The organism is Paracidovorax avenae ATCC 19860 (assembly GCF_000176855.2).
In the GTDB taxonomy this organism is placed as follows: Bacteria; Pseudomonadota; Gammaproteobacteria; order Burkholderiales; family Burkholderiaceae_C; genus Paracidovorax; species Paracidovorax avenae.
In genome coordinates, this window is record NC_015138.1 from 4200262 (window position 1) to 4221404 (window position 21143).

Genomic DNA, 21143 nt, shown 5'->3' on the forward strand with positions numbered 1-21143 from the left:
TGGAGCCGGCTCAGATGGTCATGTAGCGATCGACCACCGCATCGGTCAGGCCGGCGATGGGGCCGGCGACCGCGATCGCGCCCTTCTCCAGCATGGCGAAGCTGCTGGCCACGCGGCGGGCGAAGCCGATGTTCTGTTCCACCAGCACCATGGTCATGCCCAGCTCGGCATTCAGGCGCACGATGGCGGCTTCGATCTCCTGCACGACCGAGGGCTGGATGCCTTCGTTGGGCTCGTCCAGCAGCATCACCTTGGGCGCAGCGGCCAGCGCCCGGGCGATCGCCAGCTGCTGCTGCTGGCCGCCGGACAGCACGCCGCCGGGACGGTCGAGGTTCGCGGCCAGGTAGGGAAACAGCTCCAGCGCCAGCGGCGGCACCTCGCGCGGCCCCTGGCGGGCGAAGGCACCCATCAGGATGTTCTGCCGCACTGTGAAATCGGGAATGATCTCGCGGCCCTGCGGCACATAGGCGATGCCGGCACGTGCACGCAGGTGCGTGGGCTGCGCGGCGATGTCGGCGCCGTCCAGCAGGATGGCACCCGTGCTGTGCACCAGGCTGCCGACCAGGGTGCGCAGCAGCGTGGTCTTGCCCATGCCGTTGCGCCCGAGCACGGCCGTGACCTGGCCGGCCGGCACCCGCAGGTCGATACCGTGCAGCGCATGGCTGCGCCCGTAGTAGCTGTGGACGTTCTTCAGTTCTAGCATGGTGTGCTGATCCCGTGTGAGCCCAGGTACGCCTCGCGCACCCGGGGATCGCGTTCGATGGCCTCCACGTCGCCCTCGGCCAGCACCTTGCCCAGGTGCAGCACGGTGATGCGCTCGGCGATCTCGCGCACGAAGGCCATGTCGTGCTCCACCACCAGGATGGTGTGGCGGCCGCGCAGGGCCTTGAGGATCTGCGAGGTGCGCAGCGTCTCGGCCTGCGTCATGCCTGCCGTGGGCTCGTCGAGCAGCAGCACCTGCGGCTTCTGCGCGATCAGGAGGCCCAGCTCCAGCCACTGCGTCTGCCCGTGGCTCAGGAACGCGGCCTGCAGGTGCTGCTCGGCCTCCAGGCCGGTCAGCGCCAGGATCTCGTCGATCTGCGTCTCCGCTGCACTGCCGAAGCGCAAGCGCAGGTTGCGCAGGATCGAGCGCTCGCGGCAGCTGGCCACGCGCAGGTTGTCGCGCACGCTCAGCTCCCGGAACACGCTGGGGATCTGGAACTTGCGGCCGATGCCGGCACGCGCCACCCGGTACTCGGGCCAGTGCGTGATGTCGCGGCCATACAGCTGGATGCGGCCCTGGGTGCTGGCCGTCTTGCCGGAGACGAGGTCCATCAACGTCGTCTTGCCGGCACCATTGGCGCCCAGCAGGACACGCAGCTCGCCTTCCTGCACGGTGAGCGATACGCCGTCCACGGCCTTGAAGCCGCCGAAGCGCACGCCGATGTCGTCCAATTGCAGTGCGACGGGCGTCATGCGGCCTCCCGGGCGGGAAGGACGGGCGCGGCCTCTGCGGGCTGCACAGCCTGCGGGACTTTCCCGGCGTGCGAGGCAGGCCTGCGCCGGCGTGCCAGCAGGTCGTGCCCCCAGCCCGCGATGCCCTTGGGCAAATACAGCACCACCAGCACGAAGACCAGGCCCACGACCACTTTCCAGGCCTCCACCAGGGCCGGCGTCTCGCTCGCCGTGGCCTCCAGCAGGTTGATCAGGATGGCGCCCAGGCAGGCCCCCAGCAGGGACGACCGGCCGCCCACCGCGGCCCACACCACCATGCTGATGGAGAACGCCAGGTCCATGAAGCTGGGCGAGGCGAACTCGGCCACCACCACGTAGAGCATGCCGGCCACGGCGGCGATGCCGGCCGACAGCGTGAAGAAGAAGGTCTGGTAGTGCGCCACGTCGAAGCCCAGGTAGCGGGCGCGCAGCGGGTCTTCGCCAGCGGCCTTCAGGATCAGGCCTGCGCGCGTGGCCACCAGCAGCCGGGTGCCCACCAGCACCACCGCCAGGGTGCCGGCGACGAGGTAATAGGCCGGCAGGCCGAACGGATCGAACTCCAGCCCGCCGATGCGCAGCCAGGCCAGGTCGGTCAGGCCGTTGAAGCCATTGGTGAGCGGCTGCGCATCGACCAGCAGCAGGCGCACCAGCAGCACCACCGCGAGCGTGATGATCGAGACGAAGACACCGGCGATCCGCTTGCGGAACACCACCGCGCCCAGCACGAAGGCGACCGCCATCGGCAGCAGCAGCCCCATCGCCAGGCCGAAGCCCTGGTGCTGGAACGGCTGCCACAGGAACGCGCCGCGGTTGATGCAGCACAGATCGACGATGGCGCCCGGCTCGGCGTTGGACAGCATGAAGTCCGGCACCGGGCCGTGCGCCCCCGGCTGCTGGCTGGCGGGGCTGGCGAGCTTGAGGGCCATGGCGAGCATGTACGCGCCCAGCCCGAAGAACAGCCCCTGCCCCAGGTTCAGGATGCCGGCATAGCCCCAGCCCAGGGCGATGGCCACGCCCAGCATGCCGTACACCAGGTACTTGGCGATGCGGTTGAGCCAGAAGGGATCGAGCACCAGCGGAGCCAGGGCCACGAGCAGGAGGAAGGCGCCGTAGGCGGCGAAGGTCGCGCGCCGGTCGAAGGAGGCAGTCATGGTTCAGCGCCCTTTGAAAGAGAAAAGCCCCTGCGGCCGCACGACGATGAGCAGGATCACCAGGCCGAAGACCACGGCCCGTCCCACGATGTCGTTGGACAGCGTGGCGATCACGCCGTTGACCTCGCCCAGCACGACCGCGGTCACCACCGCGCCCAGCAGGCTGCCCAGGCCGCCCGCCACCACGACGAGGAAGCCGTCCACCACCAGGGTCGTGCCCATGTCGGGCGATACGGTCTTGAAGCCCGCCACCAGCACGCCCGCGACGCCCGCCAGGCCCGCGCCGAAGGCGAAGGTCCAGGCGTTGACGCGCTGCACGTCGATGCCGCACGCCGCGGCCATGCGCGGGTTGCGGATGATCGCGCGCACCTGCATGCCGACGGTGGTGCGGTAGAGGAGGAACCAGGTGCCGAGCGTGAGCACGGCGGTGCTCGCCACGATGAACGCGCGGTAGGCATTGATGGCCACCCCGCCGACCTGCACGACACCCTGCAGCATCTCCGGCACGGGCAGGTTCTGCAGCCCGGGCCCCAGGCCCTGCACGTGGATGCCAAAGAAGCTCAGCCCGCCCTCGAGCCGTACCGCCTGCTGCACCAGGATCGCCACGCCCCAGGTCGCCAGCAGCGTATCGGCCAGGCGTCCATAGAGCTTGCGGACCACGCAGCGCTCGATCAGCAGGCCGAGCAGCGCGGCGCTGGCGAAGGCCAGCGGAATCGAGGCGATCAGCCCCCATCCCAGCCAGATCTGCGCCAGTACCGCGGTGTAGGCGCCCACCATGATCATTTCGCCGTGGGCCATGTTGATCACGCCCATGGCGCCGTAGGTGATGACCAGCCCCAGCGCCACCAGCAGCAATATCGCGCCCACGCTCAGGCCGATGAAGAAGACATCCAGCATATGGTTCCCATGGAAGGAAGGCAGGCAGGCGCCGCCGCGCCGGGTGGCGCGGCCGCATGGCGCCCGGGAGCTCAGGACTTGACGTTCACCGCACCCTTGGTGGTGCACATCAGGTTCGTGTCGGTCTCGCCATAGGCGAAGTACGGCAGCGGCCGCACGGGCTTCGGCGCGGCATCCACCACCTTGCTCTGCCCGTCGGCCTGCCACTGGCCGATGCGCGGCGTGACCCAGGCATGCAGGCTCTCCGGATCGATCAGCACCTTGCCGCCCGGCGCGTCGTACGACTGGCCGCCGATGTGCGCGCGGATCGCGTCGGCCGTCGCGGACTTGCCGGCCTCCACCGCCTGCTTCCACAGGAACACCTGGAAGTACGCTGCCTCCAGCGAGTGGTAGGTGACGGCCTTCGGGTCGTTGACGAACTTGCGGTAGCGCTCCACGAAGGACTTGTTGGCCGGCGTGTCGATCGACATGAAATACGGCACCGACGTATAGCTGCCGGCGGCGTATTCGGCGCCCATCGCGGCGATCTCGATCTCGCCGGTCACGGTGGCGCAGATCGGCACGGCGGCCTGCGACATGCCCTGGTTCTTGTATTCGCGGTAGAAGGCGATGATCGAGTCGCCCACCACGTTGGACAGCACGGCGTCGGCCCCCGACTCCTTGATCTTGCGCACCATGCTGGCCCACTCGGAGTGGCCGAGCTCCAGGTACTCGTCGCCCACCCACTGCGCGCCCGCCTGCTCGATCAGCTTCTTGCTGACCTTGGCCATCTCGCGGGGATAGACGTAGTTGGAGCCGACGATGAAGATCTTCTTCTTGCCCAGCTTGTTGACCATCCACGGGATGTAGTTGCCCAGCTGCTGGTTGGCCACGGCACCGCTGTACACCACGTTCTTGGAGCACTCGAAACCTTCGTAGTGCGTCTGGTAGAACAGCATCGCATTGCGGCGCTCGAACACCGGCAGCACCGCCTTGCGGCTGGCGGAGGTGTGGCAGCCGAACACCGTCGATATGCGGTCGCGCACCACCAGCTTGGACGCCTTCTCGTTGAAGATCTTCGGGTCGGAAGCGCCGTCTTCCACCACCACCTCGACCTGGCGGCCCATCACGCCGCCCGCGGCGTTGATCTCGGCCACGGCCATCAGCACGCCATTGGCCAGCATCTTCTCCACGATGGAGAGGCCTCCGGTCTGGGAATACAGGGCACCGACCTTGATGGTCTCGGCAGCGTGGGCGGAGCGCATCCACGCAGGTGTCGCGAGGGCGGCCGCGGTGGCGGCGGAAGAAGCGAGGAGACGACGGCGTGTCGTGTTCGGCATGGCGGATCCTTGTTGACAGGGCGGCGCAGGCATGGAGCGCACCGCCGGATTGATGAACCGGGACGAAGCAGAACCAGCCGACAGCACTGTCGGGCGCAGGCAAAAAAAAACCTCCAGGCGCGGGATGACCGCTCCGGGAGGCTTCATTGCCTGGGCCTGGCAAGCGTTGACCGCTTGCCGGACCAACCGCGTCATGGCCTGTGAACAGGGGATGCCGCAGTCACCACACCGTCAACTCAAATTGCGATGCGGTGCCGTATTTATATCGGCTCATGCGGAAGATTTCAATAGAGATTCCATGTGGATGATCGAATTCGCGATGTCGTCCATCGGCACCCGCTTGGCCATGGCCTGCTCCCGGATCGTCTGGTAGGCCGCCGCTTCATCCAGTTGCCGGGTCACCATCAGGATGGTCTTGGCGCGGCTGATGGTCTGGTCGCTCAGGATCTTGCGGCGCAGCTTGCGGTTTTCCTTGGCCAGCGCCTGGCGCTCGGTCCAGAGGCTGCGCGCGGTCACCAGCGTGGCCAGCAGGCCCAGCGGCTTGATCGGCTTCTGCACCACCGCCAGGGCCCCGCTTTCCAGCACCATCTGCAGCGTGCCGGGATCCTCGTAGTTGACGATGGCGATCACCGTCGGCCGCGGCTGCGGCAGGGCCTTGAGGAATGCCGTCGTGGCCGCCCGCTCCTCGCCGTCGATCAGCAGGAACAGCACGTCGGTGTTGTTGGCAGGGGCGGTGGGCATCGGCCAGACCGAACTGACCAGGCAGCCGATGCGCCGCATGTGGCCGATCAGGGCCGCGCCTTCCTCGTCGGGCGGATGCACGACCACCACCTTCAGCTCGAGCAGTTCGCGCAACTTGGCAACAGACATCCTGCCTCCTGCTGTCAGGCCAGTCTCCGCTCAAGCGGATCGAGCCGGTTGTCAATCATGTAGGGGTCGGGCTTGACCTGCAAGCCGGGGTCGTCCACCACCTGGAACAGTCCTTGGGCATCGACGCGCGCCACGCGCGGCCAGAGGTAGGTATGGTGGTTGTCGCCATCGATGCGGACCGCGCCCTGCGGTGCGTCGAATGCGTGCTGGTGCAGGTGGGGCAGCAGCTGGTTCATGCGGTCGCCGCCCGAACGGGCCAGCGACTGCGCATACAGGTACACCTGGAAGTACGCCGCCTCCGTGCATGCCGTGATCGGCATGTCTGCCCCGTAGCGCGCGCGGTAGGCCTCCACGAAGCGCAGGTTGGCCTCCGACTGCAGGGTCGAGAAGTACGGCGCCGCGGTGATGCAGCCCTCGGCCACGCCGGGCGCCATCTGCGCCACCTCGGCCTCCTGGGTCGACTGGCTGGCGATAGGGTGGATGCGCGTGTCGAAGCCGGCATCCCGGTAGGCCTCGTAGAAGCGGGCGATGCCGTCGCCCACTACGGTGGAATAGACCACGTCGGGCCGGGCGGCCTGGATGCGCCGCAGCACCTTCCCCATGTCGATGTCCGCCACCCGCAGCGGAACGTACATCTCGTCGAGCACCTTGCCGCCCGACTGCCTGAAGAGGTCCGCGATGATGCGGTTGGACTCATAGGGATAGACATAGTCGGAACCCACCAGGAACACCCGCTTGCCATAGTGGCGCGCGAGGTACCGCACCAGCTGTACCGAGTTCTGGTTGGGCGCGGCGCCGGTATAGACGCAGTGCGGCGAGTACTCGAAGCCTTCGTAGAGCGTCGGGTAGAACAGCAGCGCGCGGTGCGCCTCCACCACCGGCAGCATCGCCTTGCGGGTGCTGGACATGTACCCGCCGAAGATCACGGTCACGCCGTCCACGTCGCACAGGCGCTCGGCCAGCTCGCGGTAGCGCCGCGGCTGCGAGCCCGGGTCGTGGACGATGGGCTCGATGCTGCGCCCCAGCACCCCGCCCGCCGCATTGATCTGGTCGATCGCCAGCAGCGTGGCCGCCCGCTGCGTCCGCTCGACCGCGGCGGTGACGCCCGTGGTGGAGAAAAGCACCCCCACCCGCCAGTGGGCCGATTGTCCTTTTGGCATACGCCCTGCCCTCCAAAAAAAAAGCTCCCACCGACCTGGAAGATCGGTGGGAGCTTCACTGCTCCATTGTTCGGGTGCGCCGGATGGAAGGCCGGCGCATTGCATGCACTCTACCAGCATGGCGCCGCCGGATGAACTCCCTGCGGCCAGTCAGACGTCCGGCGTCCTACGCAACCTCGGGAAGTCCGATGACATATTTTCCAAAAAACAACAAATAGAAATCGCAAAAATATCTTTTTCAGTGGCAAAAATGCATCAAGAAGTACAATTTGTTTGCAGTTGATTCATTCTTTTCTGCTGAAAATAAAAGAATAATCATAAATACGATTATTCACCCCATTTTCGGGAGATTCAGGATTTCCTGGCTCGCAGACCATCTTGATCACCAGAACAACCACTTTCCCTCCGGCGGAGCGGCCGAAGACAGCGCCGCGTCCCGGAGCACGTTCTGTACGCAGAATCTCCTTTGCCACACTGGCGCTCACCCTGGGCCAGGGCATGCCCCTCCAGGCCCAGGAGGCCACGGAAAACAATATCTCCCTCAGCGGCTTCGGCACCGTGGGCGTGGTCCACAAAAGCGGTGCCCCGCATTGGGGTCTGATCCGCAGCACCGCGCAGAAAGGCGCTGCGGCAGACTTCAGCGCCACGACGGATTCCAGGCTCGGCGCGCAAATCGACTGGAGCCACAGCAGCGGCTGGGAGGCCGCCGCGCAGGGCGTCCTGTTGCCCAGGGCCAAGGGTGCGTTCTCCGGCGAAGCGATCGAACAGGCCTATGTCGGCTACCGGCCTTGGGCGAATACCCGCCTCCGCATGGGCCGGGTCAGCCCGGACGTGTTCCTGTATTCCGACAGCCGCAATGTCGGCTATGCATTCACCTGGGCGCGCCCGCCCGCCGATTTCTATGCCTTCGCGCCGGTCGTGGCCATCGATGGCCTGGACGTGGAGCAGCGATGGGATACGGGCGGTTCGTCGTGGCGCCTGCGTGCCACCACCGGCACGATAAGTACCAATACCACCGACGGCGGCCGGTCCCACCGGCCGGCGAAAGCGGATGGCATCCTGGCGCTCGGGCTGTCGCGGGAAGCGGGCGGGCTGCTGCTGAAACTCAGCTACATGCACGCCCGGGTGGACCTGGACCAGGGCCCGGAATACGAGGCGCTGCGCCAGGGCATCGACAGCCTCCGGCAGTCCCCCCTGCCCGGAGTGCGGCAAGCGGTCACACCGCTCGGCGACAGGCTCTGGGCCGGCGGCGCAACCAGCTACCTGGCGCTCGCAGCCCAATATGACAGTGGCCCCTGGACCTTCGTGGCGGAAGGCAGCCGGCTGAACATTCCCGGGAGCACGCTGGATGCCTACCGGGCCTACGCCAGCGCCGCCTGGCGCAGGGACACGGTTACCTATTACGCCCTCGCCAGCCGGGTGAAGCCGCAGGAGGCGGCCCTGGCCACTCCCGACGTGGCCTCTTCGCTGGCGCCCGTGGCGGGCCCCGCGGCGGCCCGGCAGGCCCAGATGCTGGCAGGTTACGCCACCTACGCGGCCAACCAGTTCCGCTTCGACCAGAGCACGTTCGGCGTGGGTCTTCGATGGGATTTCGCATCGAATGCCGCGCTCAAGTTCCAGGTCGACCGGTTCCACGTCCGGCAGAACGGCGCGGCAGGCTGGCGCAACCACGACGGGCAGGCCGCCAAAGGCACCCTGGTCTCCCTGCTGGTCGATTTCGTATGGGGCCAGTGATGCCACGCGCACTCCCGAACCTCCCGCGCATGCTGGCCGCCATCGCGCTGGCGGTCCATGCGCTGCATTTCACCGTGGCTTCCGCCCCCATCTACGTGGTGGTGTCCGCGCAGAGTCCGCTGCAGTCCGTGAACCAGAACGAGCTGGTGGCCATCTATACCGGCAGGACCCGCGCCTTCCCCGACGGCAGCGCTGCCACCCCGCTCGACCAGAAACGCGACGGTCCGGCGCGCGCCGAGTTCTACCAACTGCTGACCGGCATGGACATCGCCCGCATCAACAGCTACTGGGCCCGCCTGCATTTCACCGGCCAGGTGCGGCCGCCGCAGACCGCCGAGGACGACACGGCCATGCTGCAGCGCCTGCGCAATGATCCCTCGGCCATCGGCTACATCACCCGTCCCCCGCAGGACAGCTCGGTGCGGGTGGTGATGCACCTTCCGTGATGCTGCACGTGCCTTCCCACCACCGCCCCGCTCCCCATGCGCAGTAAAAGCCTCCATCGCCGCTTCCAGTGGGCGGTCGTGAGCGTCGCGGGCGTGATGGCGATCCTCGTGGCCATCGTCCTGTACCTCAGCGCCAAGTCGCACTACCTGGAAAACTCCGAAGCCTCCGCGCGCGCCATCGCCGCGGCCGTGCAGCAGACGGTGGCGGTCGGGGTGTATGCGCGGGACGAGGTCTTGCTCAAGGAACTGCTGGACGGCCTGGCCCACCACCCTGCGGTCGCCCGCGTGGGCGTCCGCGATGCCGCCGGCGTCACGATGGCGGCGAAGGCCAACCCGGATGCCGGCCTGGATGCCACCGACGGAAATGCCCCGGCGAAGCCCACCTTCCAGTCGCCCCTGGTGTCGCCCTTCAGGCTCGAAGGGCACATCGGCGATCTGCAGGTCTGGCTGAACTACCAGCGGATGAACGCCGAGGCAGGCTGGCAGGCGGCCCAGCTGGTCGTGGCGATCACCGTGCTGCTGGCCGGCGTGCTCGGCGTATTCAGCATGCTGGCCCGGCGCATGCTGTCCCAGCCCATGCACCGGCTGGCGGCGGAGCTGGCCATGATCATGCCCGGCACGGCGCGCCGCATATCGATCAACCCGCGCCATGCCGTCGATGAAGTGGGCATCGTCACCACCGCGGTCAACCGCCTGCTGGAACTGCAGCAGGACGCACTCGAGCGAGAACGCGGCATGCGCGAGGAAATCTCCGCGCTGGAGGCACGCTACCGGGGCATCTTCGACTCGACCAGCGCGGGCATTTTCATCCTCTCGCCGGCGGGGCAGCTGCTGCACGCCAACCCGGCGTTCGAGCGGTTGCTCCACCTGCAGGCCGGCCAGGAGATCAACGCCCATGCCGGGGACTTCATCCCGACCTTCTTCGTCCGCTCGGCCCAGTTGCTGCAGCTGATCGAACGCGCCCGCACCTCCCTGGAGCCGGAAGCCGAAGACCTCGAACTGATCCGCCCGGACGGCACGAAGGTATGGGTCCACTGCATGGTGTCGTGCATGGAAAGCGCCGGTGCCCCGGAGCAGTACGTCGAGGGCGTGCTCTACGACATCACCCGGCGCAAGAACCAGGAGAGCGCCGCGCGCTACCGCGCGGAGCACGATGCGCTGACGGGGCTCAAGAGCCGCTCCTACATCGAAGCCCTGCTCGGACAGCACATCCATGCCATCCACCCGGGCCATGACCCGGGCGACGTCACGCTGATGTTCATCGATCTCGACGGGTTCAAGTCCGTCAACGACCGCTGGGGGCACGCCGCCGGGGACGCGGTGCTGGTCGAGGCCGCCCAGCGGCTGCGCATGCTCTTCCAGCGCAACTGCGACGTCATCGGCCGGCTGGGAGGCGACGAACTCGTGGTGATCATCGCGGGCGTGGACGCACTCCACCCCAGCGTGTCGGACCTGGCGCAGCAGCTGATCGACAGCTTCAAGGCGCCGTTCGTGCTGCCCAACGGGGAATCGGCCCGGGTCGGCGCGAGCGTCGGCGTGGCCAGCTACCCGGCACACGCCACCAGCGTCAAGACGCTGATCCATGCCGCCGATGCGGCGATGTATGCCGTCAAGCAGGCAGGCAAAGGCGGGATCGCCATCGCCGAAACCGGCATCACCAGCCAGGACGAAGACGCCGCAGCATCCCGGAAAGAGGCCGGCCTTCCGGCCGCCGTGGCACCACAGCAGCGGGATGCCCTGACCGGCCTGGTGGATCGCCGGCACCTGCTCGAGCAATTGGCATCGGAGCGGGGCCCGATGGCAGGCGGCGAGGGACCGACGGGCGTCATCTGCCTGGACATCGACCAGTTCAAGCTGCTCAACGTGGCCCATGGCACCCAGGTCGGCGACGAAGTGCTCTGCGAAACCGCACGGCGGCTGAAACGCGTCCTGCGGCGTGGAGACACGCTGGCACGCACCGGAAGCGACGAATTCGTCGTGTTGCTGCGCACGGAAGGCCGCATCGACCACGACGTCCGCCACCTGGTGGAAGGTGTCGCCGCCAAGCTGCTCCACAGCCTGGCCGCGCCGTTCAACGCGGGCCAGGGCTCCCTGAGCATCCGCGCGAGCGCGGGCATCAGCCTGATCCATGCCCATACGGCCAGCGGCCTCGACGCCCTGCGCGAAGCGCAACTCGCCCTGCGCCGGTCCAAGACGCAGGGCGGCAACCATCCCGTTTTCTTCGAGGAGAACATGCTGGCGGGCTTCCACGAACGCCTGGCGCTGGAGCAGGATCTGCATGCGGCCATCGGCTCGGAGCAACTGTTCCTGCAGATCCAGCCCCAGCACGATGCCCGCAACCAGCTGACGGGGGGCGAGGCGCTGCTGCGGTGGCGGCATCCCGAGCGCGGCATGGTGCCGCCGGACCAGTTCATCGCCCTGGCGGAGGCCTCCGGCCTCATCATCGAGCTGGGCACCTGGGTGCTGAAGACCGGCTGCAGGATCCTCGCCGACCTCCACCGGGAAGATCCCTCGCTGACCCTGGCCATCAACATCAGTCCGGCGCAGTTCAAGCATCCGGGCTTCGTCGATGAGGTCCGCCACGCATTGGCGGCGACCGGTGCCTGCGCGTCCGGACTGATCCTGGAGATCACGGAAGGCCTGCTGATCACCGATGTGAACCATGCGGCGGAACGCCTCGCGGAACTGGTCGAACTGGGAGTGCGGTTCTCGATCGACGATTTCGGCACGGGCTTCTCGAGCCTCGCCTACCTGCGGCAGCTGCCGCTCTACGAGATCAAGATCGACCGCAGCTTCATCAACGGCCTGCCCGGCGACACGGCCAGCGTCGGCATCGTCTGCTCGATCCTGTCGATGGGCTCCCACCTCGGGCTGCACGTGGTGGCCGAAGGCGTCGAGACGCAGGAGCAATCCGACTTCCTGCAGGCCAACCGCTGCCCGTCCCAGCAGGGCTGGCTGCATGGCCGGCCGATGCCGGAGGAAACGTTCCTGGAGAGCGTGCGGGCCCGGAAGATGGCGGGGAGGCCGCCGGAGGCAGCCGTCCCGCTGATTGCCGCGCCACAGCTTGCAGGGTAGCCATCGGCTGGCCCGAAGTCGCGCAGCGGTGACCCGTCCTGATCTAGGTTGACACCTGGATCACTGAACAGACCGGCATTGGCCGACCAGAGACGCCCGGTGCACAGCATCGGGCGTTTGCATTTTCAACGACAGATGAGGCCGTTGGTTGTTGTAGATGGGAACTGACTGGCTCACCATGCGCCGGGCCTGCGCCAGGTCGGCAGGTCTGTGCAGCAGGAACGCGCCTTTGGGCTTCCCCCAGTTTCCCAGACGCTTTGCCTAGCCCTTCAAGCACTGTCGTTCCTCGAATTGAACCGGGCTGAGATAGTTCAATTTTGAGTGCTTCCTGAGCGGGTTGTAGAACCGCTCGATGTAATCGAACACGTCGGCTCTGGCCTGCTGCCTGGTACGGTAGATCGTTCGAGCGCAGCGCTCGGTTTTCAGCATCGAGAAGAAGCTTTCCATTGCCGCGTTGTCCCAGCATTCACCACGCCGACTCATGCTGCAGGTGATGTTCTGGCTCTTGAGCAACCGCTGGAACTCGTCGCTGGTGTATTAGCTGCCTTGATCGGAGTGATGCATCAGCGCAGCGGGCTTGCCACGGCGCCACAGGGCCATAAGCAACGCATCGCTCACCATCCTGGCCTGCATGCTATCGCTCATCGACCAGCCAACGATTCGCCTTGAATACAAGTCCATCACGGCAGCGGCGTAGAGCCAGCCCTCGGCCGTCCAGATGTAGGTGAAGTCGGCGACCCATTTCCGGTTGGGCTCCAGCGCCTCGAATTCACGCTGCAGATGGCTGGGCGCGATGTGGCTCTCCAGCCTGCTCGCGCCATCTCCGGGAAGCCGGCGGCGCTTTCGCCTGGCCTGCAGATCGGCCAGCCTCATCAGGCGTGCCACGCGATGGATGCCGCATGTCTCTCGGCAGCCCTCAAGTCGTGCCATACCCGCGGGCTGCCGTAGGTGCGATCGCTGAGTTCGAAGCTCTCTCGAATGCTGCGCGTGAGCCTCGCATCGGTCTGGCTGCGCTCGCTGGCAGGCCTGCCGAACCACTCATAGAACCCGCTGGCAGACACGTTCATTGCCCGGCACATGGCTCGCGTCGGCCACACATCACGATGGCGAGCGATGAAGGCATACTTCACTGCGGGACCCTTGCAAAGTAGCCGAGCGTTTTTTTAGGATGTCGCGCTCCGTGCTGACCCGGCGCAACTCTCGTTGCAGCCGCTCTACCTCCGATGCCGATTCGCTGCGCAAAGGTCTATTGGCCCGCATATCCATAACACCCCCTAGCTCCTGGCTGATCCACCGCCGCAGCACGCTCTGGTCAATACCGAAGTCCCTCGCAATGTATGTGACCATCGCCCCAGGCTGCTTGGCAAGATTCACTGCCTCTCGCTTGAACTCGTCCGTAAACGCTCTTCTCGTCCTTGGCATGTTTGCCCCATCACCACATCATGTCATTTGATGTGTCCGGGAAACTGGGGGAAGCCCAGCCCGGCACTACGGACGGAGATGAGGTCTCATGCGAGGCTTCTCCGAAAAACGTCGAATCGGACGGCTTCAAGGAGCGCTGAGGCATCTGGCAGCTGCTTGGCAGTTTCCTCAAACAAAAGCAGCTCGTTGCGGGTTCCCTCCGCACTAATGATGCCGCCAACGATCTGAATGGCGCGCTCCTGATGGTTTGTTCTCAGCCACTGCATCAATTCTTTGACCAACGCGCCTCGCCCCATCCCTCGGCGTACCGAATTTTCAAGCCAGCGGTGGAGACTGACTATCACCCCGGGCTCAGGCTTAAGCGTCTTATCCAAGGCGGAAAGATCAACAGGATCACCCGTCAGGAAGGAAGAGCGATTGGGCATTGCTCCCAAGCGTGGCTCGAGATGTTGGCGCCTGAAGTCGGCCCAGCCATTCTTCTCGCACGTGGCCGAGAGGATGACGATGTCCCCGTCAGACAGATGCTGCATGACTGGGACCAAGTTGCGAAGCTGGTCCACAGTCTCCAGGGGCCGCCGTCCGTTTGAGGTCATGGTCGCCGTCACAGCGAGGTACTTGAGCAGCGTGCCAGGGTTAGGTGCTCCAGCGATGGCTTCCTGCACCAACGCAGCCGCCGCGGGTCCGACCGTAAGAAGGGCCACCTGAACCATCTCGGGGATGGTCTTTAACCTTGCCCACCTGGCGCTTAGCATCGCCACACGTCGTGCTGGATCGACGAAGATCATCGCAGATGCGACTTCGTGGCCAAGGTCTGCTCCTTCGCCATCCGGCTTCGCTGCCAGTTGGTCTAGTGCGGACTCAAGTGCTTCGGTCATCAGGCTCGACCAGATATGAAGTCCGGCGCTGATCCAGCGGTCGGGATCTTCCTTGATCTTGAGCAGCAAATGTGGCGTGATCGAGTAGTCCCGCCGCCGAGCCCTGGCCCGAAGGGCCCGTTCAAAGAGGAGACTGCCCTCGGGGATGCTCCTCAAGGCCGGCAGGTCGGTAGGTGCGGCGGACCGATCCCAGAACGAGAACGCCTGCCTCCGGACGTTTTCGGCCTCATGTTCGGCAAGGGCGATATTCAAAAGCCGATCCTTCGAGGCAGAAGACATCTGTCTGGCAGGGCTGCTCGAACGCCCTTGCCAGTCCGACAGCAGGTGGTCAATAAAAATATCCGAGGCCCGGGAGGCCGCGTAGCGCGCGACGTGCTCCACGGCTTGGGGGTGGTCGACCGTTCGCAGCATGTAGGTGATAGGCCAGGCCAGTCTCGCAGATGTCGTAGCTCTAGCAATGAAATGGCTCACCGCGTCATAGGGTGGGTAATGCCTGAACTCCCACGACACCCCCTCCGACGCCACACGATTGATCGGCTGGCCTATGGTTGAGTCCGGGTCGTCGGGGATGGTCTCCCACGCGTCAAGGATGGGGTCGAGAGTTGCCGCAGCCTCGTCTCCGCAACAACGTGCAGCCGCAAACAGGTAGGACCGAAGGTCCCGTTCATTCTCAGTGTCCCGCTCCCAGCACGCACGTATGGCTGGTGCCAGCTTCGCGGCTCCAACATATCCGGCAAGCCTCAACGCACCCGTCCTTACGCCGTGGTGCCGGAACTGGTCGAGGTCAAGACGCTGCAGGTTCTCGCCGATGGCGTCGACCAGACTATCGCCGTACGTCCTAGTGACCAGGGACAGCAAGCTGTGCTTGCCGGCAACGGTCATGCCAAGGTCGAAACGTGAAAGAAACGCGAACCCGGATCGGAGATCACCGTTTCGAAACGCGGCAACCCACAGAGGGTCCCACCAAAGGGAATCATCTCGGGGAAACTGCTCGGCCAAGCGCAAAACGTGGAGCGAAGTGGTCTCCGCGAGGACAGACGCCACTGCGTACCTTCGACTGGCCTGCAATTTATCTGCCGTCTCGGGTCGAAGCAGCCAGCCCTCGAGCGCTTGCGCGGCCACGTCGGCGTACGGACTATCTTGTTCCGAAGCGAGCTTCAACGCATGAGCGGCCACTACCGGGCTGGCGACGGTCAGCGTGAGCAATGCCTGTTCAGGTAGATTCACCTGCACCGCCGCTCCTGCGACCAGCTCGGCGAAGAATGGATCAGCCACATACTCCGGCGGCTGGCCTCCTAGGACTTCAGCCACAGCCCCGCTCGCCAGCGCGTGCATGACACGGTCATGCCTGAACGCGATCACCTCACCCTTCTCGGAGCAAGACAGCCGGATGACGCTCCCTTCGCGGAAGACGCATCGCAGCGTGTGGATAACCTCTTTTTCCTGGATCCAGGTCCTGATCTCATCCCAATTGGGGGACAGATTTCGCCGCTCCAGCCCGTGTCGCAGCAGGCGATGCACGGCATCAACGGTTTCGGTGGGTGTCACCTGAGACTCGATGGACACGACACGAAGGCGCTCATCGACGTAGGACCGAATGACGCCTGTAGCCATAGCCTCGGACTGGAGGTCATGCAGACCGATTAGAAGGGGATCGCATCCCAACCTTGAAGCAACGGTTGCCGCACCGCCTTCGTCCATCGGTACGCCTAGCGCCGTCGCGCGGGTCATGATGGCTCGGACGGCCTCCGACTGGCTGTACCTGTCGATCCGGAGGACCTCCACGACTTTGAATGCCGATTTCTGGTCTTCAATCGCATCGATATGTCGAGGCCAGATCGGGCAGACTACGCGCCATCCTCGGCCGCCGGAGCCTGCGCCAGATGACGCAGTGACCCACGCGAGGATCTTGTTTAAGAGCCGACCTGGGCTCGGCGAGCGATTAACGTCTTCGAGCAGGACAAACATGGGCGCATCGACCGTGCACAATGACACCGCCTTCGCGCCGGCAGCCGGTTCGAGGCCAGGCTCCTGACGACGAAGCTCCCTGTCGAGCGCCTCTTCAAACGTGGGCGCCGCGTCGAGATACTCCGCCGGAACAACGATTGCCGGCAATCCACCCTCGATGCGTGAACTCAGGACCGCTGCGCACGCCGTGGATTTCCCCATCCCGGAGTCTCCGACGACAAGGCTGTCGGCGCGGCCGAGAACGAAGTTGTCGCGGTGGATGGCATCCTCCACCAATGCATGCGGGATATGATCTCGAAAGCTACGCCGCCCCATATCCAGCAGAAGCTCAAGTGACAAAAGTTCAACCGGTGCGCCAAGCTGAGACCTTCGAATGAGCTGGCCCTTCGGGTCAGTGTCGAGGAAGTGTGCGATTCGGGAGACAGACCAGACGTCCAGGTCGACCTTCGCAGCTCCCGCCATCGTCTTGGCCGCGACCAGCAGCTCAAGGGATACCTCGAGGTTGGTCGTGAGGGCAAAGGTCACTTCTAGGCCGGGCGTGGCCTTGCGCAACTCCTCGATTTCCTCGATGCCTTTGACAAGGTCACCCGCTGACTTCGTCGGCTTTCCGCCAGGCTTCCTTACCTTCACGGTTGATGGATTGTGAAGCCACTTTCCTGTCAGGTCATGCTGTTCCGTGGTATGCGCTGCACAGACTAGCCGCGGCTGGCCATTCGGCTGATTCAACCATCCGATGTTGTCGAAGGGTGCCTTCACGGTCTTGCCGCCTGGCTGAACTCCAGGATGGGAGATGCTCCGGTAAAGGGAAGGATCGCTCTCCCGCAGAACGGCAGCCGCGATGCGTTCGAACGCGGCGGCATCCGTCATCGCCGCGAGACGCCTGACGGTCTCAGTGCTTGAGGTCATTCGGTCCCAGGTCCCTTCGTGCTGTCGCCTTGTACTCTTGTTAGGGCTAGGGGCTTCGGCTTCAGTGACTCCGACCGAGCTGCCCCATGTCGTTAGATTACCAGTGACAGTCTCTGCTAAGTACATCCGTGTAGGAACTCCTGAGCCACAGGATGAGGCGACCACCATGACCTACCCCCACATGCACCGAATGTATAGCGGCGCGGTGCGTGGCCCTTGACCGCGTCTTCTAGTGTTGAGACGCCGCCAAGCAGTCGCTGGTGAACTTCAGTAATCAGACTGAAGCCGCCACGTTGGAGATGGGTTCTGCAGCGATTGCGGCCCGTGGTGCGCCGCTCGATGAACGCCCGGTATTGAATTGCCCAGCAGACGGTCGCGCCGCGCGCAGCCTTTTTAGACTGTGCGGTTCATTGAGCGCAGGCATAGTGCCCTCCAATAAAACGCGTGCAGAATGGGCCTACTAGAAGTTCAGAGAGGGGTCCGCTTGCACACTTACCACAATCCTGACCGCTTCATGTCGGACCTCCGACAGATCCTGTCCCAAGGTCGGAAGCGCATTGGCCTGCTGGTCGGTGCTGGAGCACCAATGTCGCTCCGAATAAATGACACAGGAACGCTGGTATCAGAAGGCGGACACTCATTGATGCCGGGTGTGGAGGCACTGACCAGCCAGGCGATTGAAGCGTTGGCCGGACAGCAGAAGGCTGCCGCGGAGGCGATTCGTGCAGAACTTGGTGCTACCGCAAACATTGAATCGATACTCACTCGCATTCGACTCTTGCAGCAGGCGCTCGGGCCCGCTCAGGTTCATGGACTTGACTCCGAAGGATACAAGGCCCTCGGTGCAGAGGTGTGCAAGAAGATTGGCGAGGTGGTGGGTGTCCCCCTGCCCAAGGAACGGAACGCATACACGGAGCTAGTGTCCTGGGTCAGCGGAACGCTTCGGGCGCATGCCGTCGAAATCTTCACGACCAATTACGACTTATTGTTCGAAGAGGCTTTCGAGCGATCCCGTGCCTCGTATTTCGATGGCTTCACTGGAGGACATCTGCCCTTCTTTGATCCCGTTAGCGTCGCCAGCGACGATCTACCACCAAGGTGGTCTCGCCTGTGGAAGCTGCACGGCTCCTTAGGCTGGGCTCTAGAAGGCGACTCCGTTGTTCGCGGCCGCGGGCGGGCTGCATCCCAACTCGTCTATCCCGACCATCTGAAGTATGAGCTGACCCAGAAGCAACCATACTCGGCCCTGTTCGAGCGGCTGCGCCAGTTTCTTCTGACCCCGGACAGCATCTTGCTCACCTCTGGCTTCTCGTTCCGTGACGCACACATCTGCGCCGTGTTGGACGAAGCACTTGCCATGAATGCAAACGCCTCGGTGATGGCCTTTCAGTATATGCATCTGGCGTCTGAAGAGCCAGCCTGCAAATTGGCATACGAACGTCCCAATCTGTCGGTTTATGCGTCCGACGGGGCAGTGATCGGAGGTGTCAAAGGAACATGGCGACCCGGAGACCCCCCAAAGAACTGGGAAGATATCCGTGCGACCTTCTGGGGTGCACGATGGCAAGGGGGGCCGAGCGAGTTCCTGCTGGGAGACTTTGCGCTGCTCACTCGCTTCTGCGCTCTTGCACAAGCAACCGACTTGAGTGCACGAGCCATGACACCCGATGCCGCCGTCGCAGCACTGGGAGGTGGCGCACCCGCTGCCGTCGCAGTTGCTCTAGCGACTGCGGGGGAGACTAACTTGTGAGCGCCAAAGATCCTACCTTCCTTGGCTTGGTGACTTCAGTTTCGGGTCCCACCGTAACTGTGTCCCTGGCCGAGTCCCTAGCTTCAGGCATCGCGATGATCGAAGGGCACATGTACCGCGTTGCTCAGGTTGGGGGCTTCGTGCGTATACCTCAGGGTTACCAAGACCTATTCGGAATCGTGAGCGAGGTCGGTGCATCGGCAGACTCCAAAGCAGGGAGCGGTGGACGCTGGATGACCGTGGAACTCGCAGGAGAAGCCCTCGGTCAGCGCTTTGAGCGCGGCCTTAGCCAACTGCCATCCATCAACGACGCAGTGCACATCGTTAGTGAAGGAGACCTCAAGCGCATCTATGGGAGCGAAGGCCTGGACCAGATCGCGATCGGCACTCTATCCAGTTCCGAGAGTATCACCGTCAAACTCTCTCTGGACGCACTGGTCACTCGGCACTCCGCTGTCTTGGGATCAACAGGCTCAGGCAAGTCGACAACCGTCGCCAGTCTGTTGCGGTCAATTGTTCGACCAAATCAAGAAAGCGGTGCACCAGCGTCTCGGATACTTCTTCTCGATTTGCACGGGGAATACACTCATGCCCTGGCGGACTTTGCCCGTGTGTACAGCGCTACGCCACAACCCGGTGAACGCCCGCTGTTCGTACCCTACTGGGCGCTTCAAGCGAAAGACCTCCTCGACTTCGTTGCAGGAGGCCTGACTGAGAACCAAGAGATTGCATTCTCCGACAAGATCCAGGAAATGAAGACTTCGGTGCTGGCGGCGGCCAACTTCGCAGGATTGGATCCACAGTCGCTCACAGTCGATAGCCCGGTACCGTTCAGCCTCAAACAGTGCTGGTACGACCTCATCGACTTCGAGATGCGGACCTTCAACGGACCACAGCGAGACCAGCCTGCACTGGAGCAGGCGGGTGACCCTGTGTCTCTCACGCCTCCCAAGTACGCCCCTGCGGCACTGGGCTCTGCTGGACCATTCTTGAATACGCAAGCAAGGGGCATTCGCCGACAGCTAAATCTGATGCGTTCTCGGCTGCTCGACCATCGATTCGACTTCATCCTTCATCCCGGCCCGTGGGAACCTGCGCTGAATGGAACCGCTCAACTTGACTTGGACAAACTCCTGGACGACTGGTTGGGACACGAGAAGCCGGTCACAATCCTGGACCTTTCGGGCGTACCAAGCTCCGTGTTGACAACACTTGTAGGCTCAATCTTGCGGATCGTTTACGAGGCACTCTACTGGAGCCGCGAGAAAACCGAAGGGGGAATACACCGCCCGCTGCTGGTCGTGATGGAAGAGGCACACCGTTACCTATCCGGCGCGAAGGAAGATGGCCCGGCTGCTGACATAGTTAAGCGCATCGCCAAGGAAGGCCGCAAGTACGGGATTGGCGCGATGGTGGTTTCACAGCGCCCCGCCGAGGTCGATGAGACCATCCTGTCACAGTGCGGCACTATCTTGGCCTTGCGGCTGTCGAACCCAGAAGACCGCGCCCGTGTGAAAGGAGCACTTCCCGATAACCTCGGTGGGCTAGTGGACCTACTGCCGGTGTTAAGAACGGGGGAAGCCATCGTCGCCGGAGAGGCCGCCAGACTTCCGGTGCGATGCCGCGTCACGTTGCCCGCACTTGAGCATCGCCCAAAGAGTTCTGACCCCAAGGTCTCCGAAGCCTGGGCTACCAAGCGGATAGCGGAAGGGTATGACCGAGTCGTGGCCTCGTGGCGAGCTCAGAGGACGTTTGCAGTCACGCAAGAACTTGGCATCGTGCGAGTTCCAGTCGAAGACACACCAGAACCACAGGGAGATAAACAATGAACCGAGAACCAGTAGCCTCCTCCAACATTGCCGCTATCGGGTACGACGAACCGTCTCAGACTTTGGAGGTGGAGTTCACGAGCGGTGCCATCTACCAGTATTACAACGTGACGCAGACGCTTTTTGAGCAACTCATTCAGGCAGGCTCCAAGGGGCAGTTCTTGGCCTATCAAATCAAGAATTCTTACCCGTACTCCCGCATCGGTTGAGAGGAATCTGCATTGAATGCCCTGGCGGCATCGCTTTACGCACGGGCCATGTTGATACG

The 21143-nt window shown here is 64.1% G+C and carries 16 protein-coding genes and 1 pseudogene; 6 read left to right on the forward strand and 11 right to left on the reverse strand.

Annotated elements, in window-relative coordinates; translation table 11 throughout:
- Positions 1 to 10: 10 nt before the first annotated feature.
- From urtE to ACAV_RS24930, 8 genes are all read right to left on the reverse strand, one after another.
- A complete protein-coding gene (urtE, locus tag ACAV_RS18260) occupies positions 11 to 703 on the reverse strand; it encodes an urea ABC transporter ATP-binding subunit UrtE (RefSeq protein WP_013596060.1) in 693 nt (230 codons plus the stop codon).
- Entirely contained in the window at positions 697 to 1455 is a 759-nt protein-coding gene (gene urtD / locus ACAV_RS18265; protein ID WP_013596061.1) for an urea ABC transporter ATP-binding protein UrtD, read from the reverse strand. The genes urtE and urtD overlap by 7 nt, the downstream gene beginning before the upstream one ends.
- Positions 1452 to 2624 (reverse strand): urea ABC transporter permease subunit UrtC, encoded by a 1173-nt coding sequence (gene urtC / locus ACAV_RS18270; RefSeq protein ID WP_013596062.1) that lies wholly within the window; start codon positions 2622 to 2624, stop codon positions 1452 to 1454. The genes urtD and urtC overlap by 4 nt, the downstream gene beginning before the upstream one ends.
- 3 nt (positions 2625 to 2627) lie before the next feature.
- On the reverse strand, positions 2628 to 3521 hold the full coding sequence (gene urtB, locus ACAV_RS18275; RefSeq protein ID WP_013596063.1) for an urea ABC transporter permease subunit UrtB: 894 nt from the start codon (positions 3519 to 3521) through the stop codon (positions 2628 to 2630).
- 71 nt (positions 3522 to 3592) lie between these two features.
- Positions 3593 to 4840 (reverse strand): transporter substrate-binding domain-containing protein, encoded by a 1248-nt coding sequence (locus ACAV_RS18280; protein ID WP_013596064.1) that lies wholly within the window; start codon positions 4838 to 4840, stop codon positions 3593 to 3595.
- A 270-nt stretch (positions 4841 to 5110) separates the two neighbouring features.
- The gene (locus tag ACAV_RS18285) at positions 5111 to 5710 is read right to left on the reverse strand and encodes an ANTAR domain-containing response regulator (RefSeq protein WP_013596065.1); all 600 of its coding nucleotides are present in this window, start codon (positions 5708 to 5710) and stop codon (positions 5111 to 5113) included.
- A 14-nt stretch (positions 5711 to 5724) separates the two neighbouring features.
- Positions 5725 to 6870 (reverse strand): transporter substrate-binding domain-containing protein, encoded by a 1146-nt coding sequence (locus tag ACAV_RS18290; RefSeq protein WP_013596066.1) that lies wholly within the window; start codon positions 6868 to 6870, stop codon positions 5725 to 5727.
- Positions 6871 to 7154: 284 nt separating this feature from the next.
- The gene (locus ACAV_RS24930; RefSeq protein ID WP_167539386.1) at positions 7155 to 7370 is read right to left on the reverse strand and encodes a hypothetical protein; all 216 of its coding nucleotides are present in this window, start codon (positions 7368 to 7370) and stop codon (positions 7155 to 7157) included.
- Between ACAV_RS24930 and ACAV_RS18295 the strand changes: the two genes are divergently transcribed.
- Genes ACAV_RS18295 through ACAV_RS23860 form a run of 3 tightly spaced genes read left to right on the forward strand, consistent with a single transcriptional unit; the run spans position 7369 to position 12125 of the window.
- Positions 7369 to 8604, forward strand: coding sequence for a hypothetical protein (locus ACAV_RS18295; protein ID WP_013596067.1), 1236 nt, complete (start codon positions 7369 to 7371; stop codon positions 8602 to 8604). The genes ACAV_RS24930 and ACAV_RS18295 overlap by 2 nt on opposite strands.
- Complete coding sequence (locus ACAV_RS18300) at positions 8604 to 9050, forward strand: hypothetical protein (protein ID WP_225981691.1); 447 nt, start codon at positions 8604 to 8606, stop codon at positions 9048 to 9050. The genes ACAV_RS18295 and ACAV_RS18300 overlap by 1 nt, the downstream gene beginning before the upstream one ends.
- A gap of 36 nt (positions 9051 to 9086) precedes the next feature.
- The gene (locus ACAV_RS23860) at positions 9087 to 12125 is read left to right on the forward strand and encodes a sensor domain-containing protein (protein WP_013596069.1); all 3039 of its coding nucleotides are present in this window, start codon (positions 9087 to 9089) and stop codon (positions 12123 to 12125) included.
- A gap of 60 nt (positions 12126 to 12185) precedes the next feature.
- Here the strand turns inward: ACAV_RS23860 and ACAV_RS24195 are convergent, their stop codons facing one another.
- The 3 genes and pseudogenes from ACAV_RS24195 to ACAV_RS18315 all read right to left on the reverse strand — a co-directional run bounded on the left by ACAV_RS24195 (position 12186) and on the right by ACAV_RS18315 (position 17296).
- Complete coding sequence (locus tag ACAV_RS24195) at positions 12186 to 12377, reverse strand: integrase core domain-containing protein (RefSeq protein WP_081463138.1); 192 nt, start codon at positions 12375 to 12377, stop codon at positions 12186 to 12188.
- 9 nt (positions 12378 to 12386) lie between these two features.
- Positions 12387 to 13547: pseudogene (locus ACAV_RS18310) on the reverse strand (IS3 family transposase).
- A gap of 86 nt (positions 13548 to 13633) precedes the next feature.
- On the reverse strand, positions 13634 to 17296 hold the full coding sequence (locus tag ACAV_RS18315) for a hypothetical protein (RefSeq protein WP_157768788.1): 3663 nt from the start codon (positions 17294 to 17296) through the stop codon (positions 13634 to 13636).
- A 484-nt stretch (positions 17297 to 17780) separates the two neighbouring features.
- Between ACAV_RS18315 and ACAV_RS24200 the strand changes: the two genes are divergently transcribed.
- The 3 genes from ACAV_RS24200 (at position 17781) to ACAV_RS18320 (ending at position 21084) form a co-directional block, all read left to right on the forward strand.
- The gene (locus tag ACAV_RS24200; protein ID WP_157768789.1) at positions 17781 to 19046 is read left to right on the forward strand and encodes an SIR2 family NAD-dependent protein deacylase; all 1266 of its coding nucleotides are present in this window, start codon (positions 17781 to 17783) and stop codon (positions 19044 to 19046) included.
- 95 nt (positions 19047 to 19141) lie between these two features.
- Entirely contained in the window at positions 19142 to 20875 is a 1734-nt protein-coding gene (locus ACAV_RS24205) for an ATP-binding protein (protein WP_013596072.1), read from the forward strand.
- A complete protein-coding gene (locus ACAV_RS18320) occupies positions 20872 to 21084 on the forward strand; it encodes a KTSC domain-containing protein (RefSeq protein ID WP_013596073.1) in 213 nt (70 codons plus the stop codon). The genes ACAV_RS24205 and ACAV_RS18320 overlap by 4 nt, the downstream gene beginning before the upstream one ends.
- Positions 21085 to 21143 lie beyond the last annotated feature (59 nt).